At 60.1% G+C, this 17,833-nt stretch carries 12 protein-coding genes and 2 tRNA genes; 4 read left to right on the top strand and 10 right to left on the bottom strand.

From position 1 onward, the window contains the following. The first annotated feature begins 101 nt into the window (after nucleotides 1-101). Both A4R35_RS11045 and A4R35_RS11040 read left to right on the top strand, forming a co-directional pair. A complete protein-coding gene (locus A4R35_RS11045; RefSeq protein ID WP_112429305.1) occupies nucleotides 102-515 on the top strand; it encodes an ArsR/SmtB family transcription factor in 414 nt (137 codons plus the stop codon). Nucleotides 516-689: 174 nt separating this feature from the next. Next, nucleotides 690-1,922, top strand: coding sequence for a sensor histidine kinase (locus A4R35_RS11040; protein WP_189361664.1), 1,233 nt, complete (start codon nucleotides 690-692; stop codon nucleotides 1,920-1,922). 199 nt (nucleotides 1,923-2,121) lie between these two features. Here the strand turns inward: A4R35_RS11040 and A4R35_RS11035 are convergent, their stop codons facing one another. Both A4R35_RS11035 and recG read right to left on the bottom strand, forming a co-directional pair. After that, nucleotides 2,122-2,502: a hypothetical protein gene (locus A4R35_RS11035; protein ID WP_112429301.1), complete on the bottom strand. Its 381-nt coding sequence runs from the start codon at nucleotides 2,500-2,502 to the stop codon at nucleotides 2,122-2,124. A gap of 327 nt (nucleotides 2,503-2,829) precedes the next feature. Further along, the gene (recG, locus tag A4R35_RS11030; RefSeq protein ID WP_223258299.1) at nucleotides 2,830-5,520 is read right to left on the bottom strand and encodes an ATP-dependent DNA helicase RecG; all 2,691 of its coding nucleotides are present in this window, start codon (nucleotides 5,518-5,520) and stop codon (nucleotides 2,830-2,832) included. 303 nt (nucleotides 5,521-5,823) lie between these two features. On the opposite strand from recG, the gene A4R35_RS11025 reads away from it, so the two are divergent. Further along, nucleotides 5,824-6,501: a hypothetical protein gene (locus A4R35_RS11025; RefSeq protein ID WP_112429300.1), complete on the top strand. Its 678-nt coding sequence runs from the start codon at nucleotides 5,824-5,826 to the stop codon at nucleotides 6,499-6,501. Between the two features lie 264 nt (nucleotides 6,502-6,765). Here the strand turns inward: A4R35_RS11025 and A4R35_RS11020 are convergent, their stop codons facing one another. From A4R35_RS11020 to A4R35_RS11010, 3 genes are all read right to left on the bottom strand, one after another. Beyond that, nucleotides 6,766-7,650 (bottom strand): NAD-dependent epimerase/dehydratase family protein, encoded by an 885-nt coding sequence (locus A4R35_RS11020; protein WP_189361662.1) that lies wholly within the window; start codon nucleotides 7,648-7,650, stop codon nucleotides 6,766-6,768. Nucleotides 7,651-7,916: 266 nt separating this feature from the next. Further along, nucleotides 7,917-9,110, bottom strand: coding sequence for an ArsA family ATPase (locus tag A4R35_RS11015; RefSeq protein ID WP_112429296.1), 1,194 nt, complete (start codon nucleotides 9,108-9,110; stop codon nucleotides 7,917-7,919). Between the two features lie 389 nt (nucleotides 9,111-9,499). Continuing rightward, a complete protein-coding gene (locus tag A4R35_RS11010; RefSeq protein WP_146747185.1) occupies nucleotides 9,500-9,736 on the bottom strand; it encodes a hypothetical protein in 237 nt (78 codons plus the stop codon). 641 nt (nucleotides 9,737-10,377) lie between these two features. Between A4R35_RS11010 and speE the strand changes: the two genes are divergently transcribed. Then, complete coding sequence (gene speE, locus A4R35_RS11005; protein WP_112429292.1) at nucleotides 10,378-11,310, top strand: polyamine aminopropyltransferase; 933 nt, start codon at nucleotides 10,378-10,380, stop codon at nucleotides 11,308-11,310. Between the two features lie 232 nt (nucleotides 11,311-11,542). Here speE and speD read toward each other — a convergent pair whose 3' ends face one another. From speD to A4R35_RS10980, 5 genes are all read right to left on the bottom strand, one after another. Further along, nucleotides 11,543-11,905, bottom strand: a complete 363-nt coding sequence (gene speD, locus A4R35_RS11000) for an adenosylmethionine decarboxylase (protein WP_069804310.1) — start codon at nucleotides 11,903-11,905, stop codon at nucleotides 11,543-11,545. Nucleotides 11,906-12,493: 588 nt separating this feature from the next. Continuing rightward, a complete protein-coding gene (leuS, locus tag A4R35_RS10995) occupies nucleotides 12,494-14,968 on the bottom strand; it encodes a leucine--tRNA ligase (RefSeq protein WP_112429290.1) in 2,475 nt (824 codons plus the stop codon). Nucleotides 14,969-15,411: 443 nt separating this feature from the next. Next, a tRNA-Ala gene (locus A4R35_RS10990) sits at nucleotides 15,412-15,484 on the bottom strand. A 351-nt stretch (nucleotides 15,485-15,835) separates the two neighbouring features. Then, nucleotides 15,836-15,908: transfer RNA gene (locus tag A4R35_RS10985), tRNA-Ala, on the bottom strand. A gap of 92 nt (nucleotides 15,909-16,000) precedes the next feature. Continuing rightward, complete coding sequence (locus A4R35_RS10980) at nucleotides 16,001-17,404, bottom strand: polysaccharide deacetylase family protein (RefSeq protein ID WP_189361660.1); 1,404 nt, start codon at nucleotides 17,402-17,404, stop codon at nucleotides 16,001-16,003. Nucleotides 17,405-17,833: the final 429 nt, after the last annotated feature.

Genomic DNA, 17,833 nt, shown 5'->3' with positions numbered 1-17,833 from the left:
TGGTTCCTCGTGTAATAGAAGAGGTGACTTCCACTCCCTCACCTGCTATGCAGATCAACATTCGATTCTGATAATATCTCATCTAAAGTAGAGGTGTATAGATGTGTGCTCGTAGATCGGAGGGATCGTCGTCTGAGGAACCGCTGGAGGAACTACCAGAAGACGTCGAAGCCTTCATTGACTACTTTCTTGGCACGATGTGCGACCCCAGCCGTCGTCAGATTCTGGCCTTGCTGGCCGCGCCGGCTGTGGAGCGCGAGAGGCCGGTCGAGATGCGCTCGGGAGAGATTGCCAAAGCGCTGGGGCTGGCTCACGCCACGGTCTCTGGCCATCTCCGTCAGCTAGCGCGTACAGGACTGCTCGGCTCGCGGCGCAGTGGTAACGAGGTCTATTACAGCGTACGCAATCACTTGCTAGTGCGTGCCTTTCATGATCTTGTCGAAGCTCTCTATAAAGAGCATCAGGAACGCTTCAAAGGGAAAAAGGAGTCTTCTGAAGACGATAGAAGTGCTTGAAAAAGATCTAATAAAGGACTTCCAGACTGGCTTGTAGGACAAACGGATGAATGAAAGGATCAGGCGCTCGCCTTCTCTTTGAGGGGGCGGGCGTATCTGCTTTGCCCAGACTGTCGGGGAATGCTATACTGCACAATGAATGACAATGAACCTGGGCAGGAGAGACCGACGGTCATGCAAGCCACACGTGTCAAGGAAGGTCGCAGACCACTGATTCTCATGCGTCTTCGCCAGAGCGCGGAAGTGCGCAAACTATACGCCGCGCGGGTGCCCTGGTGGCGGCGCGCCCCGATTGGTTACCTCCTTTGTATTCCTATTGTGGCCTGTGGATTAGGGATCGTCTATCTGGAGCATCTCTTGGCGCTCCACATCTATGTGCCAGACCTGCCGCTAGTCCTGCCGGTGCTTCTTGTAGCCTTGCTATGGGGAGTGGGGCCGGCCCTTTGTGCTGCTCTGCTCTGCACCCTGGCGCTCATCTATATTTATGTGCCCCCGCAAGGGGCCTTGATGGTCTTGCCGCGCGTCCAGTGGGCGGCGGACAACATCGACAAGCTCGCCGAGATCATGCCTTTCTTTCTGATCGAGGTAGGCATTGCCATTATCGCCGGCCAGCGCGAGTCGGCGCGGCGCCGTGCTCTGCTGGCTGAGCTGGAGGCCCAGACCCGGGCCCAGGATCTAGAGCAGCTCAACGAGGAATTGAAACGAGCCGATTTGCTCAAGGACCATTTTATCTCGGTGGCCTCACATGAGCTGAAAACTCCCATCACCACCATTCGTGGTCAAGCACAGATTGCCCTGCGGCGTCTCACACGTGTGGCCGAGCTACCACCCGAGCTGGAGAATATACGCCTGGCCTTGCAGAAGATCGACGAGCAGACCTATCGTCTCAGTGCGCTTATCGATGACATGCTGGCCCTGAGCAGCATTCAGGCTGGCAAGCTCAAGCTGCGCCCTCGTCGCTGCGACCTGGTGGAGATCTGCCGCGAAGCGGTCGAGGATCAACGTCTCGTCTCGGGTCGTACGATTACCCTCTCAACTCCTGTAGAGAGCCTCATAGTCGAGGTTGACTCCGATCGCCTCCATCAAGTGCTGACCAACCTCCTCAGCAATGCCATCAAATACTCGCCCGAGCAAACCCCTGTAGAGGTCAGTCTGGCCTGTCGAGATGGTCAGGTAGAGATCCGCGTTCGGGATCATGGTCGCGGCATCCCTGCAGATCAGCGGGAGCAGATCTTTCAAGCCTTCTACCGGACGCCCGAGGCTCAGGCCTCGCCCAAAGATGGCTGGGGCTTGGGGCTGGCCATCTGTAAGGATATTGTGGAGAGGCATGGTGGGCGCATCTGGTGCGAGCCGGCTCCTGACGAAGGTACGGTCTTTGTCGTGGTTTTGCCGCTGAGTCAGGGCTGACCTTGCTCGTCTGGTGTCTGTCTGTCTCTCTGTCTGTCACCTGTGGTCAGCCCCACCCAACAATGGTCCAGGAGGTAGCTGGAGAGCAGGGCCGGCCTCCGCTGAACAGGAGCGAGGCCTATATCGCTGCGCTCGCTGGCAATGCGCTGAGGTGCCTGCTCCTGTCCGCCGGATCTCAGGGCGGCGAGGTCACGAGTGGCTAGCGGGCGGCGACACCGGCACTGGCCCGGCGGTAGCGCGCGGCGCCCATCTCGCCAGTACCGATAGCCAGCAGGGCGACCAGCAGGTGCACGACCTGGATAATCCAGTGTGAAGAGTTCAGTAGCCAGGAATTCTGCATCAGCCCAATGATCGGCAAGAGCAGGCCGACAATAACAGCCAGCACTGCGATCGCCGGACTGCCACCACGCACCAGAGCCTGCCCGATACCGACCACCCACAGCGCGAGCACGACCACAAAGCCAAGCAACATGTGCAGCGGAACCAGCTGGGCAGCGTTACCTGTCCAGAAGAGCACCCCAAGAATGAGGGCTAGCAGTCCAGCAATGCGCAGAACGAAGGAAGCGATCTTAATAGCCATGCAATTCTCCTGCAAACGGCGAAAGTAGTTGCAGAGGCTTCCCTGTTAAGCTGAGTGGGCGCAGCTGATGTGGGCACCAGTCGCCCACGCAGCGGACCTTGGGGAAGGCACTCTCACTGTGTGGCAGGGGCAGCCAGGCCGGATGCGTCCCTTGAGAAGGGGCAATGGCGGCTTGCTCCTCGCCACAACTAGAATCATAGCATTTCCCAGGACGGGAAGAGCAATGCACCAGGGGCTGACAGCCGCCGTCGGGGCGGGGGGGTCAGGCCGGCAGCTGCCGGCCTGGAGCCGTCCAGGCAAGGCAAAGGGGGTACCCACCAGCACCCGCTAGTGCGGAATGAAGGCTTGCCAGAAGCGGCTCAAGTGTTCCCGCAGCGGCGCGTGCTCTGGACGCCGCAGGTAGGGATCACTGGCCCAGAGACGCGCCGCCAGGGTGCGTGTCTCCTCGATCAGGCGTGTATCGTTGAAATCGGCGATACGCAGCTCAGGCATCCCGCTCTGGCGTACTCCAATGAAATCGCCCGGACCACGCAGGCGCAGGTCGTGCTCGGCCAGCTTGAAGCCATCATCGGTCTCCTGGAAGATTGCCAGGCGCTCGCGGGCCTGTGGTCCTGCATCGGCGCTCAACACATAGCAATAGGATTGATAGGCGCCGCGTCCGACACGACCACGGAACTGGTGGAGCTGCGAGAGGCCGAAGCGGTCGGCATCTTCGATCACCATGACGGTTGCATTAGGCACATCGATGCCCACTTCCACCACCGAAGTTGCCACCAGAATATCCAGCTCATGATCGCGGAAGCGTCGCATGACTGCATCCTTCTCTGCGGGCTTCATTCCGCCGTGCAGCAGGCCCAGTCGGCGATGGGGGAATACCTCGCGGCTCAGCCGTTCATATTCGGCAGTGACCGCTCTAGCGCTCAGGCTCTCGGACTCGTCGACCAGCGGGCAGATAATGAAGGCTTGTCGGCCCTCAGCGAGCTGTTGCTCGATCAGACGATAGGCCTCCTCGCGGCGGGCGCCGGTGCGCCAGCGCGTAATCACCTTCTGGCGGCCCGGCGGAAGCTGATCGATGACCGAGAGATCCAGGTCTCCATAGAGCGTCAACGCCAGCGTTCGGGGGATCGGGGTGGCCGTCATCACCAGCATATGAGGATGGTAGCCTTTCTGACGCAGGGCCTCACGCTGTTCCACGCCAAAGCGATGCTGCTCATCGATAATCACCAGGCCCAGGCGCTGGAAGGTTACATCGTCCTGGATCAGGGCATGGGTACCAATAGCCACTGTTGCCTCGCCGCTCTCGATCGCCGCTCGTCCAAGGGCACGCTCACGGGGACGCAGCCCGCCGGTCAGCAGCACAGTGCGGATGCCGAAGGAGGCGAGCATCGCGCCAATACTGCGCGCATGTTGCTCGGCCAGAATCTCGGTCGGGGCCATAATCGCACCTTGATAGCCGTTGAGAGCGGCCACAAAGAGAGCTGCCGCGGCCACCGCCGTTTTGCCAGAGCCGACGTCGCCTTGAAGCAGACGACACATTGGCTGACTGCGACTGAGATCGCCCAGGATCTCACAGAGTACGCGGCGTTGGGCTGCTGTGAAGCGGAAGGGCAGTGTGGCCTCGAAAGGGCGCTGGTCCGCCAATGGGGCCCACAGAGTTGTGCCTGACTGGGGATCAGCGTTGTGGGCGGCGGCAGTAGCCTGGGCCTGGACCGCCTCGCGCTCTGCGGCTGTTGGCTCGATGAAGACGCGCTCCAGGTCGACCTTGAACGCCTGGCCGCTGGGTAGCTCGCGCTGCCAGCGCGTTCGACGCTCCTGCATGCCGAGCTGGATCAGAAACAGCTCATCAAAAGCCAGACGGCGCCGGGCGGCGGCGAGCAGCTCCTCATTGGCTGGGTAGTGCATCTGGGCGACGGCCTCCGACAAAGGCAGCAGGCCCGCAGCCTGACGAATCAGGGCCGGCAGGTGATCTGGAAGCAGGGCCGCATAGCGATCAACAACCCAGCGCGTCAGGCGGCGCATGGTACGGGCTGTCAGGCCCTCGGTGAGCGAATAGATGGGGACAAGAATGCCTGTATTGAGCAGCTCGCCTTTCTCGGGCAGCTCATGGCTGCGCACCGTGAAGGTAACCTTGTTGCCGAAGCGCTGCTTGACTCCGGTGACAACCAGCCACTCGCCGCGCGCCTCGGAAAGCTGCTTTTGCAGATAGGGCTGGTTAAACCAGACTGCGCTGAGCCGCCCGGTGCCATCGCTGAGAGTGGCCACCGTGCGTGTACGCCCGCTGCCCGTGCGGCTCGTCTTGACCTCCCAGATCAGGCCACGAGTAGTGACCAGCTCATCGAAGGGTAACTCGGCAATACTGAGCAGCTTGCTATAGTCGCGGTGCTCACGTGGGAAATAGAAGAGCAGGTCGCCAACCGTGCGGATACCCAGGCTACGCAGGCGGGCTGCGACCGTGGGGCCAACGCCATGAATGGCAGAAACGTCTGTCGTCAGCAGCGTCAAGGCGGCGTGACCCGGCGAGCTGTTGCTGTCCAGGGCGATGCGGTCCAGTTCGACTTCCTGGCGCTCGCGTCCTCCGCGACTCCCTTCCGATGGCTTGCTAGAGCGCACTGCCGCTGTGGAGGTTGTTGCTGTCGCTAAACGCGCCGACTCTCCGAGCGCCTCGCCGGGGCGCGCTGGCGCTACAGGCTCTGAAGAAGGTGGCCGGCTGGGGGCGGCGATCTGCTCTCTCTCCAGCTCGTTCAGGAGGGCTAAAGCAGCCCGCAAATTGGCTGCACGCTGCATCGGGTCCTGCTGACGATAGCCCTCTAAACAGGAGGCCAGGCGGTAGAACGGGCGCAAGTCGCGTCCTGACGCATGGCAGACAGGCCCGATCTCATCCAGCCAGCGTTTCACAAAGGCTTCCAGCCCACCGGGCTTGACCGCCTGGTCTTGATGATTGGTATGCTGTTCATGCTGAAGCACTTTGCGGGCGCGCTCGATATATGGCTTGAGTGCGGTGCTGGCTCCTGTTGTCATACGTTGACGCTACTGCTTGTTTCTTGAGAATACTGCTGCTCACCTACTATAGTCGCCGCTGCCCTGGAGTGTCAAGGCCTCCGGTCTGAGGCGACCTCGTATTGCTCAGTTGGCCCTGGTCTGATGAGGAGGCAGGCGGCGGTGAGCATTGTGTGTCGAGTAAAATGATGCCGACCCTCTGACTCTGGTGGGCCTATCTACTAAAGGTGTTGCATAAATAGTACCTATTGATCCTCGGGGCCGAATGGGCATAATATAGGGGCTATGAGCCTGCAAGATGCTTCTGGAGGGAAAGCAAGAGAGATGGCACTGATCGGACCTGCTGCTGTGGTGGGTATTTTCGAAGAGCGGAGTCAGGCGGAGCAGGCAGTCGGAGAGCTGAAAGCTGCTGGTTTCCGAGACGACCAGATTACCAGGCTATCGCGTGAGCCACTCAAGCTGCAGGAAGCTGGTCCGGCGGAGCGGCTACTGGAGCGAGTGAGGGCCAGATATAACCTGCCGGTGCTTGGGGCTATTGTGGGAGCCATTGGCGGAGGGCTATTCAGCTTCATCGCCTCCTTTGCTCTTCCCCTGGCTGGCGTACAGATCAGCGGGGGGCCGGTGATCGCCTTGCTCGAAGGTCTTGCGCTTGGAGCCTTGGGAGGGGGTTTTCTCGGGACCGTCATTGGTCCCTCTTTAGTGGGAGCGGGGCCGGGGCCGCGTTACGCGGATACTGAGGCGCTGCCGGGGCGCACCATCGTCATGGTCAGAACGCTGGAACGTCAGGCCGAAGCAGCCTCCATTCTCTGCAAGTATGGAGCGCGCAACGCTCTGGTGCCACGGGCCACAGAGACCGCCGCTATGGCAGCCCTGCGCCTTGCCAGCCCTGGCGGCGGTGCGGAAGGTACGGCCAATCCTGGCAGCGAGGGGGCGAGGAGCGGGCTGGAAGGAGAGGGCATAACGGGCCGTGGCACGGAAGTGGAAGCGCAACGAGGCGAGTAAGGACCTGCCATCGGAGCCGGGCGAGAGCGGGCGAAGGCTTGCTTCGCGGCGCGGCCTATTATTAGCTCAGAGAGAGTGATTCTGGCAGAGTCCGGGACGGGACAGGGGCAGGACAGGGGCAGCTGCGAGGCAGCGAACTGCAGGCGGCCACTGCCAGAGTCGCTGCTCCTGGCCTGGCTCCTGGTGCTCGGTCGGCCTTCTTCTGTCCTGCCCGGGCGGTTCGGCTCAAGTGTGCAAATTGCCTTGCTGCCTGGCGGGCGCCTCTCACTGCTGAGCGGGGACCACATCCTCGTAGATATCGTGTACTGGCTGCCAGCCGAGCACGCTGCGGGCGGCCTCATTGCTACAGCGAAACGACGGGGGACAGGGCATTGAAAGATCGCGTGGAGGAGGGGGCACCTGCAGCAGAGCGGCGATGTGGTCTACATACTCCCCGTAGCGGACCGGCGTCGACACGATATTGAAGATGCGTCCCACTGCCGCCGGCTGTAAGGCCGCAACGATAGCCGTAGCCATATCGGCCACGTGAATCGGCGAAATAAAGTTGCTCCCGTCGCAGATCACCACGAGCTGCCCCTCGCGCAAGCGAGAGACCAGCGTATCCTGGGCGGTTCCACGACCGACGAAGCTGCCGCCGCGCAAGATACACCATCCCAGCTCGGAGGGATCGACGGCCTGCACCATCTCCTCCATTGTGATCACCGGTCGGCAGACCGTGGCGCGCTGCGGCGAGCGATCGAGCGGCGTTGTCTCGTCAAGCCAGCGCTCGCCGCCATCGGGGTAGGCGATGGCGATGCTCTGCTGGATATAGTAGCGGGCCTCCGCCGCACGTGCTGCTTCCAGCAGCAGCCGGGTGCCCTCGGTGCGCAGCCGGGTGGTAGGCTCCCAGGCTGAGGCTTCAGTGGGATTGCGCGGGATCGCCGTAGCGATATGCACGACGGCGTTACAACCGCGGACCAGGGCGGGGAGCTGCTGCGCTGTGGCCTCGGTCAGGAGGTCGCCGCTGACTAACTCAACTCCGGGGGCCCGGATCTGCTGCCCCCGTTCGGGCGAACGTACGAGCGCGCGCACTGTATGTCCCTGCTGGAGTAAGCGAGGGATAAGCGCGCGCCCCAGAACTCCTGTTGCACCGGCAACAAAGACCTGCATTGTCCTTTCACCTTTCTCTGGTGGCTTGGCTTCAAGCCTTGCTGCTCTCGCCCAGCCGCTAGCGCCAGGCAGGTACGAGTAGGTTGTTTGCAATGAGCAACGCTGGTGTCGCTGGTAGGTCGGAATGGAAGGCCGCCCGCTGCCGAAGAGCAAGCGGGCGCGCATAAGTGACCAGAGCAGGGGCCAGCCGACCCGCTTTAACCCTGACCTGGCAGGCCGGGCTTTGCCTGAGCGGGCGAGAGAACGAATGAAGATGATGACTCCGCTCAGGCCGATTTCTCGTGCTCCGACTCTGGCTGGCTGGCGGGCGGCGCAAAGTGGATCTCCAGAGCCTTATCGACAAAGCGTGCCACCGTTGCCTCCTGGCTGGCCAGAACAGCGGGCAGAGGGATATCGCGCTTGAAATTGCCGATCTCGATGATCATCTCATCTCCTTTTTTCGTCATCAGCACCTTCTCCAGCTCGACGTGAGGAAGAGGAAGGCGCAGGACATAATGGCCATCCTGCTCAATAACCTCCTGAACAGGCCCGCGATAAAAGACCTGCGTCGGGTCCTGTTCACCGAAGATGGCCTGGGCCAGCTCGGCCAGACGCTCGATGCCGAGGGGTTCCTGGGCGTAGTAAGGGGCCTCCCAGACGGGTAAGGGGGCGAAGGTCTGTTGGATGTGGCGACGAAGCTTCTCCTGACTCTGATACATCTGCTGCATAAACTGATCCTGGTAGGGACCGGGCGGTAAGACGCGATTACAGACCACGCCGTCGATGGGATAGCCGAAGAGAGCGAGATAGGTTTCTGCGCGCAGCGCCTCCTTGATCACCATACGTTCTGGGTTCACGACTGGGCGATAAGAGCTAACAGAGGGATCGCTCAGCACACTGCGGAGGGCGTTGACGCGCTCGCTGAGCAACTGGATGGCATCCAGGACCTCTGCCGATGGAAGGAAGGCCTTAATCAAGGGGCGTGCCAGATTGAGCGTAGTGCTTTGCAGGCCAGCGATGCGCCCGGCATACCACTGGAAGGTATCGGGCATGCTCAGCAGGCGTACCGTCTCGCCAGTGGGGGCGGCATCGATCACCACCACCTCAAAAGCGCCGTCGCGGGCATTGCGGTAGATATTAAGCAAGCTAACAATTTCATCCATGCCGGGGATCAGAGCCAGCTCCTCGGCCATGATACTGTTCAGGCCCTGAGCGCGCAGGAGAGTGCTCAGCGTGCTCTGCAATTTTCCCCAACTGCGTCGCATCTCATCGAGCACATTCACCTCCTGGGCCCATAATTGGGGGGCCAGCTCGCTCGGTTCCGAGGTCAGAGGCTGTTTCAGGCAATCGGCGAGACTATGGGCCAGGTCGGTACTCACCACTAGCGTCCGTTTGCCGAGCTGGGCTGAGCGTACAGCGGTAGCGGCAGCCACCGTCGTTTTCCCCACGCCACCTTTGCCGAGATAGAGAATCATTCGCATAGGAGCAAACCTTATCTTCCCTCGTCGGATGTGCTGTCCTTATTATATGCTCTCAAAGGCCCAGTCTGGCGGCGCGAGGTATCTATTCTAGAGGGCGGCGCCTGGTCAGACGGCCTTTTTTCTGTTTCAGCAATTACTACGTTAGGCGGCAGGGCCAAGTTAGAAGGAGATAAGAGAGAAGGAAGCAAAACGGCGAGCAGGCAGCCGCAAAAACAAACAGACAGCCAACTCGCCGGAAAAGAAGGCCTCTATCGTCACGTGCCTGCCCTTCCCTCTGAGGCGGTCACCGCATCGCTACCCTCGTACCCGCGGGCCTGCCTGCCAGGGGGGGCAGGTGGCAGCGAGGCGCATCTTGAGCGCGTCTCGGGTGGACAGGCGGACGAAATAAGCTACAACTCGATTTTGCCTTGGAGGAACAGCATTCTGATAAACTCCAGGCGACGGACGATCTCCATACGATCGCTTCCTCCGCTCTGATACCACTGGCGCAGCCAGAGCAGGGACGTGACCTCATCCTCAGTGAAGCCCTGGCGCATCAGCACTTCGCCCTCGTCGGTCAGCTGGCTGAGCGTCGTGTCGCACGGTGTTTCAGGTTGCCGTTCCTCATCGATCCGTGGATTCATCATGCTCTCTCTGTCCTCACGTTCAATCGCTCGCTCACTCACTCACTCACTCACTTGCCGGGCCTCTATCCCACTTTGCCCATGTTGTGCAGGTGCGGTGACTGCTGTTGCTCATCAATTATAGCGAGAGAAGAGCAGCAGACGGTCAACGTTTTAAATAAGGCGAGACCTGGGCCTCTGCACAAGTCCTCTCATTTTATAGTAACGCTTTTCATCCCTCACTTTGGCATTTCCTCCGCAGCAAGGGAAAGCGGAAATAGCAGGCGCGGCTCTCTGCCCCTTGGCCCGGGAGCGCCCAAGCGGCGCGCCGGGTGACCTCTGGCGGTTCTCGCTCTTATTACGATTGAGGCCCCGCACAGGTTCCATCTCTAGCGGTGGTCTGTGCAGCGAGCGGGTCCAGCAGGGGGGCACTGCTCTCGCTTGGCTGCCGGGTGATGGGCGAGCAGGGCGATGAGGCAAGCAGGACTGTGGCAGGAAGTGCAGAATAGCAGAGGCAGAGGGGCGTGAATATGCTATAATAGTTGCCGGGACTGGAACAGCTTGGGAGCGAGGAGTGGCTTCAAGCCGCACTTCACTTCTTTTCATCAGATCCTCTCCTCTATACTTTTTATCTCACAATATCTTAGGAAGTTGAGGGGTGAATTATGCATTTGATGAAGCAGATGCAGGCACAGAACTGGCTCATAGATTTCCGCGGGGGCACGCGTGCCAACATGTACCGCGTACTCAAGACGGTTGTTGCCACCAGGTCGCCGTATCAGGAGATTCTGATCCTGGACACTATTGGCTTTGGGAGAGCGCTCTTTCTGGACGGCATTCCGCAGTCCTCGGCTCTCGATGAGCATATCTATCACGAAGCGCTCATTCATCCAGTCCTGGTAGCGCACCGGCAGCCCAAGAAAGTTTTCATTGTCGGAGGAGGAGAGGGAGCCACGTTGCGGGAGGTGCTGAGGCATAACACCGTCGAGCGTGTGGTGATGGTAGATATTGACGACACGCTGGTAGCCCTGGCCAGGGAGCATCTTGGTGACTGGCATCAGGGGGCCTTTGATGATCCTCGCGTTGAGCTGGTGCATGCTGACGCGCGGGGTTATCTAGAGAAGACCAGCGAGACCTTTGACTGCGTCATTGTCGATGCCACTGACCCATTGGAGGGTGGGCCAGCGGCTCTGCTCTTCACTACCGAATTCTTCAAGCTGGCCAAGTCCCGTCTCAATCCGGGGGGGACTTTTGGCATGCAGGCCGAGGCGACCGACATTGGGGTTTGTGAGGCGCATGCCTCCATCATCAAGACCCTGAAGCAGTGCTTCAAATCGGTGTTTTCCTATCAGGCGATGGTTACCTTCTTTGGCCTGCCCTGGGGCTTTGCGGTGGCCAGTGACGAAGACATCGCGGCGCGCTTTACGCCGCAGGTCATCGCGGCCACGCTGCGAGAGCGGGGGTGCACCAATCTCAAATTTTATGATGTTGAGTCGCACCAGCACATGTTTGCCCTACCCAAGTACGTGCGGGAGGCCATTGAGGACCCGAACGTTGGCATGATCATTCGTGACGACCGCGTTCTGGTGGTGGAATAGAAAAAACGCCCACCTGAGCCATGCCCCGCTCAGCTTCGGCGCGGGGCATGGCCGTGAGCGTTTTCTGCGCCGAGGAGCCGACCCCACCCACAGGGATGTTCTCCATCCTCCCCTCGTTCCCTTTCCTTCCTCCTCCCTTCCTCTCTCTCACCTTCGCGACGACCCGTCCCTGCGGACAGGCAGGTGGATAGCGGGCAGGCGGACAGGTTTGGTGGATGAGCGGAGGGCGGAATTAGCGGGCGAGCCGGCGAGTTTCGACCTTACCTGGCTCGAAGAACGAGACGAGCGCGGCGTGGATGCGTTCAGCGGCGTCGGAGTTATCCCGCTGGTAGTTGCAGATGTAGACTTCCAGCGTCGCGTAGCCCAGCTCTGGCCAGGTATGGATAGCAATATGAGACTCAGCCAGGGCGATCAGACAGGTGATACCGCCCCCATCGAACTGATGACAAAAAGCTCCCAGTTGCGTGAGATTGTGCTCTTTCGTCATCCTAGAGACGGCTGCACGCAGCTTCTCGCTATCCAGCTGAGCCATCAGGTTCTTGTCGCACGAATACAGTTCCGACAAGATGTGCTTTCCAACCGGAGGGGGTGCCATCGATTCAGAAACGCTTCCTTTCCTGAATTAATGTACCACTTTATTAGCCCTGGTCGGTGCAACCAAACTCTATGTATCGCCAAATGCGATATTGTTGAGGTGCGTTGGTGAAAGCAGATATATCAGCCCAGATGGCTCCAGGGCGTTTTGTCACAGCGGCCATACTAGTTTAGCACATTTCTTCCCCCATGACAATGGCTGGGCTTTCGGCCTCTGCTTGAGGTCGCCTAGTGTCTCTGTAGGCCTCTCAAATGCTCTGAAGCCCTCTACCGTCTGTCAGATCATAGGTCAGAGGAATAGGGAAAGTTGAGGAAACGGTCAAAAAGAGGCTCCCAGAAAAAGATGGCCGTGATGTCCAAACTGGCATCACGGCCACAGGTAGGCTGATTGCTTGCCCGGTGCTTGCCTTTGCCGCTGTGAAAGAAGATCAAGGCACCAGCCTCCAGCCTTCTTCCATAGTTGGCTCTGCTGGCTGGGCCTGAGTGCGTGCTGCGGCTTGGGCGACCGTGGCAGAGGCAGCAAAGGCTATCAATATCAATCAATAGCTATGGCGCTCGGCTACGAACAGCGCGCGGCCTGGGCCGGGATCTAAGCGGGGCGCGTGACCACGTTTGCTATGCGGCCAGGCACGTAGATGAACTTCTCCACGGAAGCATCGCCGATATAGGCGGCCACGCGCGGGTTGCTCAGCACCAGCTGACGGATCTCCTCCTCGGGCGTCTCGACTGGCACCTCCAGGCGTTCGCGCACGCGCCCGTTGACCTGCACCACCAGTGTGAAGGTCTCATCGTGTGTCAGAGCCTCATCGTATTGTGGCCAGTCGGTCAGATGAATGCTGCCCTGGTGGCCGGTCATTTCCCACAGCTCCTCGGTAATGTGAGGAGCCATTGGAGCCAGCAGCTGCATCATAGTCTCCAGGGCCTGGCGATAGGCGGCGGTGCGAGCGACCGGATCATGCTGCTGCTTGATCAGGGCATTGTTCATCTCCATCAGCGCAGCCAGGGCCGTATTGAAGCGGAAGTGGTGCAGATCCTCGGTGACGCGCTTGATCGTCTTATGGCGCAGGCGCTCGATCGCGCGGGTGGCCTCGTTCTCCTCCTCGCTGACGGTGCCGCTGACCCAGCTTTCCGTCACCAGGTTCCAGACGCGGTTCAGGAAGCGCCAGACGCCTTCCAGGTTCTCGGCCTTGAAGCTCCCCCCCTGATCGAAGGGGCCGATGAACATCATGTAGCAGCGGACCGTATCGGCGCCGTACTTCTCGACATACTTATCGGGAGCTTCGACGTTACCGCGCGACTTCGACATCTTCTGGCCGTCGGCTCCCAGCACCATGCCCTGGTGGTACAGGCGCAGGAACGGCTCATCGAAATGCAGGTAGCCCATGTCGCGCAGGGCCTTGACGAAGAAGCGCGCGTACAGCAGGTGCATGGTGGCGTGCTCAGCGCCACCGACATACTGGTCGACCGGCAGCCAGCGACGGATGGCCTCCTGGCTCCAGGCCTCCTGATCGTTATGCGGGTCGGCGTAGCGCAGGAAGTACCAGGACGAACAAATGAAGGTATCCATAGTATCGACCTCGCGCGTTGCCGGGCCGCCGCACTTGGGACAGGTCGTATTCAGGAACGCCGGTTCGTAGCGCAGAGGAGACTCGCCCGTCGGTTTGAACTGAACATGCTCAGGCAGGTAAACGGGCAGCTGATCCTCGGGGACGGGAACCGTGCCATCCTTGGGGCAATAGATGATCGGGATCGGGGCGCCCCAATAGCGCTGGCGACTGATCAGCCAATCGCGCAGGCGGTAGGTCACCTTCGACTGGCCAATGCCCTGCTCCTCCAGGTAGCTAATCACGCGGCGGATGGCCTGATCGGCGGGCGTGCCCGTAAAGGGGCCGGAATTGATCATCGTGCCATAGGCTGTCTTCGCCTCGCTCCAGGTTGCCGGATCGCTCTCCTCCTCGCCTGGGGGCAGGATCACCTGACGGATCGGCAGACCAAACTTACGGGCAAACTCGAAATCGCGCTGATCATGGGCGGGCACGCCCATCACGGCGCCCGAGCCGTAGCTCAGCAGCACATAGTCGGCAATCCAGACCGGCACGCGATCGCCGCTGACAGGATTGATCACGTAGCCACCGGTGAAGACACCCGTCTTTTCCTTCTCCGTGCTCAGGCGCTCGATCTCTGTCATGCGACGTGTACGCTCGACATAAGCCTCGACCGCGGCGCGCTGCTCGGAAGTGGTCAGGCGCTCGACCAGCGGATGCTCCGGTGCCAGTACAAAGAAGGTGACGCCATAGACGGTATCAGGGCGTGTAGTAAAGACGGGGATCTCAACGCGCTCTCCGTCGATCTCGGTGAAGAAACGGATCTCTGCACCCTCGCTGCGTCCGATCCAGTTGCGCTGCATCGTGACCGTCTTCTCGGGCCAGTCAATGCCATCGAAGCGCAGCAGCTCCTCGGCGTATTTGGTGATGCGCAGCAGCCACTGCTCGATCTCCTTACGGATCACCGTACTGCCGCAGCGTTCGCACGTGCCGTTAGGCAGCACCTGCTCATTAGCCAGGGTCGTATTGCAGCCGGGGCACCAGTTGGCGGGGGCACGAGTGCGATAGGCCAGGCCGTGCTTATAGAACTGCAGGAAGAGCCACTGAGTCCATTTATAGTACTCGGGCTGGCAGGTTACGACCTCGCGCTGCCAGTCCCACTGAGCGCCCATCATGCGCAGCTGCTTGCGCATGCGTTCGATGTTGGCCATTGTCCAATCACGGGCCTGGATGCCGCGCTTGATAGCGGCATTTTCGGCGGGCAGGCCGAAGGCATCGAAGCCGATGGGCTGCATAACATTGTAGCCCAGGCGGCGCATGAAGCGGCCATAGGCATCGAACGGCGAATAATTGTACCAGTGGCCCATATGCAGATCGCCGGAGGGGTAGGGGAACATCACCAGATGGTAGAATTTGGGCTTAGGCGAATCGTCCGGCGCGTGATAGATCTGCTCCTCCTCCCAGCGAGTCTGCCATTTTGGTTCAATTACCTTTGGATCATATTTTGTGCGCGTGATCATTGCAGGTGTCCCTCCCCTGATAATCGGTCGGACCTGATCAGGCACTGCGGCCAACAGCAGGAAAGCAGAGGCAAAGCGAGCTGACATCGTCCATCGGTGTGCGAAGCCAGCCCGAGGCGCACGCATGAGAGCGGAAGCGCTTATTCTGCTGCTTCACCTGGTTTTCTCTATCTCCCTGGCTGTCGGGAGCTGTCTGGCTTGTAGTGAGTGGCCCTGCGTCTACGGCGGTGGCTCAGGCGGGAGCGGCAGCCGAAAGTGGGACAGGCTGCAGCAGCATAGACACAGGACAAAAGGCGACAGCGACAGACCAGGAAATAAGCGATGCAGTAGGGAGTGAGCGTAGCAATAAAAAAACCTTTCATCCGCTCGGGACGAAAGGTTTTTCCGTGGTACCACCCTGTTTCCAATCACCATCGGTAGCTTACTGCGGAGCTGAAGAGAAGTGGACCTGAGGGGACTCGAACCCCTGACCTCCTCCATGCCATAGAGGCGCGCTACCAACTGTGCTACAGGCCCATCTACAACAGACGCTTGAGAGCGTCTCATCAAGAATTCTTCACTCCGCAGTGCCAGGTGACTGGCACTCGTTCATTGCTGTAACGGGCATACCGACAGGTGCTACTGACTCCCGAGGCGTTCGCACCTGTTGCTCACAGGCGAGTTCGGTCGTTATCCCGTATAGCCTTGCACCAGCCGGCTACTCTCTGGACGGGTCTCGCGACCTACTACTCCTGCTCATCGCCAGGTTTATTCTCTTCCCGCTGCCCTTTTACTATAGCACAAAGCTTTGCGATTTGCAAGGGGGGGGAGGAAGGCCCTCCTGCGCTTGCTGCCCGTTGAGCTGAGCTGTGCTGTGCTGGCAGCGGGTGGAGATGAGGGGACTCGAACCCCTGACCTCGACAGTGCGATTGTCGCGCTCTACCGGCTGAGCTACATCCCCATGCCTTTGTGTTGGCGACTAGAATGATAGCACATCTGAGGGTGAATTGTAAAGACCCTTTTCTAGGGGATCTCCCAATTCACCCATTCGCTCTATGAAAACGCTGGTAGGCTAGCGATAAATTCCGCCAGGTTTTCGCGTCCGTCGACGCGGATGCGCAGCAGAGCGAAAGGCCGGGTGCTTTGCTGGAGCCAGCCGGTAAGGCCGGGATCGGTGGTGGCACCAACGTAGCCATCGGCGGCCAGCATGGTGGTGATGCGGGCCTGTTCGAGAGAGGTCCCGTGGCGGAAAGGCTCGCCGCTGGGGTAACAGAACTGCTGGATGGGGATGCCGAGGTGCTGCTGCAGGGTAGCCTGTGACAGCTGCAGCTCCTGCTGAGTAAGCTGAGGATCGCCGACGACGATCCAGCCCAGGCTGATGTGATGCACAGTATGTGAGCCAACCTGCATGCCCTCAGCGAGCAGGTTGCGGATCTCTCCCCAGCTCATATAGCCCGCGTTTCCCACGACACCGGTGATGATGTAGAACGTGCCAGTGAAGCCGTGGGCCTGCAGCAAAGGCACCGCGTAGCGATAGACATCCTCGTAGCCATCGTCAAAGGTGAGAATAATGGGGTGCGGAGGCAGCGGTGCGTCAAAATAGAGGGCGTTGAAGAGCTGGTTGAAGGTGATGGTATGGTAGCCGTGGCTTTTGAGATAGTCGAGCTGGGCGGCAAAGTTGCGCGGCGTGACGGTCAGGCTGTAATCGAGCAGATTGTGAGTGGGTGCAGGTGAGACGTGGTGATACATCAGGATGGGCACCGCAACGCTGCGGGCGGCTGGCTGAGGCGGTGGTAGAATAGGTGCTTCAGGATCAACCGGTCCGCCAGCGACTACATACCAGTGCGGCTGCTCATTGCCCTGGCTGGGGCTGGCCTGGACGATGAAAGGCAGGTTGCGGTAGATGCTCGCCGGGTGAAGGTCCTCGGGCGGTACATTGGTTTCCTTGCTCAAAGTGGCATCGGGAACGAGCTGCAGGGAGACCGGAACAGTGAGGGCATCACTGTAGCTCGTCATGGTCTCTGGATCGATCCAGCGACTGAGTCGGCTGGGGAGTCCCAGGCTGAAGCCCTGCAGAGTGTAATGGGCAAAGCGCGCCTGCCAGAAGTGAGCGAAGGCTTGTTCGTCGGGCCAGAGGGCGCGCCGGGCCGGTGCCAGGAGCGACCACATAGTGGCGTAGTCATGATGCAGAAAAGCGGTCAGATAGCGCTGGGCCAGGACGAGCACTTGTTGCTCGTTGGCCGCCTCCTGCGGGCGCTCGGCGATAAAAGTAGCGGGGTTGCGTTGAGCCTGATTGCCGCTCTGACTGTTGCCGCTCAGCAGCGCATAGAGACCCCAGGCAAGGACGGCGGTGGCGATCAGCAGCAGAGTGAGGAGTCCAGCCAGCAGCATGGCCCGGGGCGAGGCCGGACGATGGCGCTGCCTCCTGGAAAGTGGCTGGCTCGCTGGTTGGGCCATTTCTGGCCCTGATAGGGCTGCTCCCGTTTCCCTCGGGGAGGCGTAGCCTTGTGACTCGTGATTGCTGGTGTATCTCATGGCTAAGAACCTGTGCGTGTTGTGTGTTCCTGCCTATAGCTGTACATGACCGTCCCCTCATTATACCAGAATCTAGGTAAAAATACCTATTCAAGAGCGGCAACTAGAGCACAGCCGTAATGAAATACGCCGGTCAATGATGAGGTTAAAAGAGCGGTTCATATTCTCTTGGAGGACATGAGGGCTTTAAGGAGGCTTATCACCCTGAGATGGAGGCGGAGAGAAGAAGAAAGGGCAGGAAGGCTGGCTCCGCGAGGCAGCGGGCCAGCCTATCCCGGAGCCGCGGGCGAATATGGCAGCGACTGCCGGCGGGCGGCGGCCCCGGCGCGCATCTCGCGAGATAGGCGGGTG

It is taken from the genome of Thermogemmatispora tikiterensis, assembly GCF_003268475.1.
Taxonomy (GTDB): domain Bacteria; phylum Chloroflexota; class Ktedonobacteria; order Ktedonobacterales; family Ktedonobacteraceae; genus Thermogemmatispora; species Thermogemmatispora tikiterensis.
This window is presented reverse-complemented; position numbering and strand designations above follow the sequence as displayed.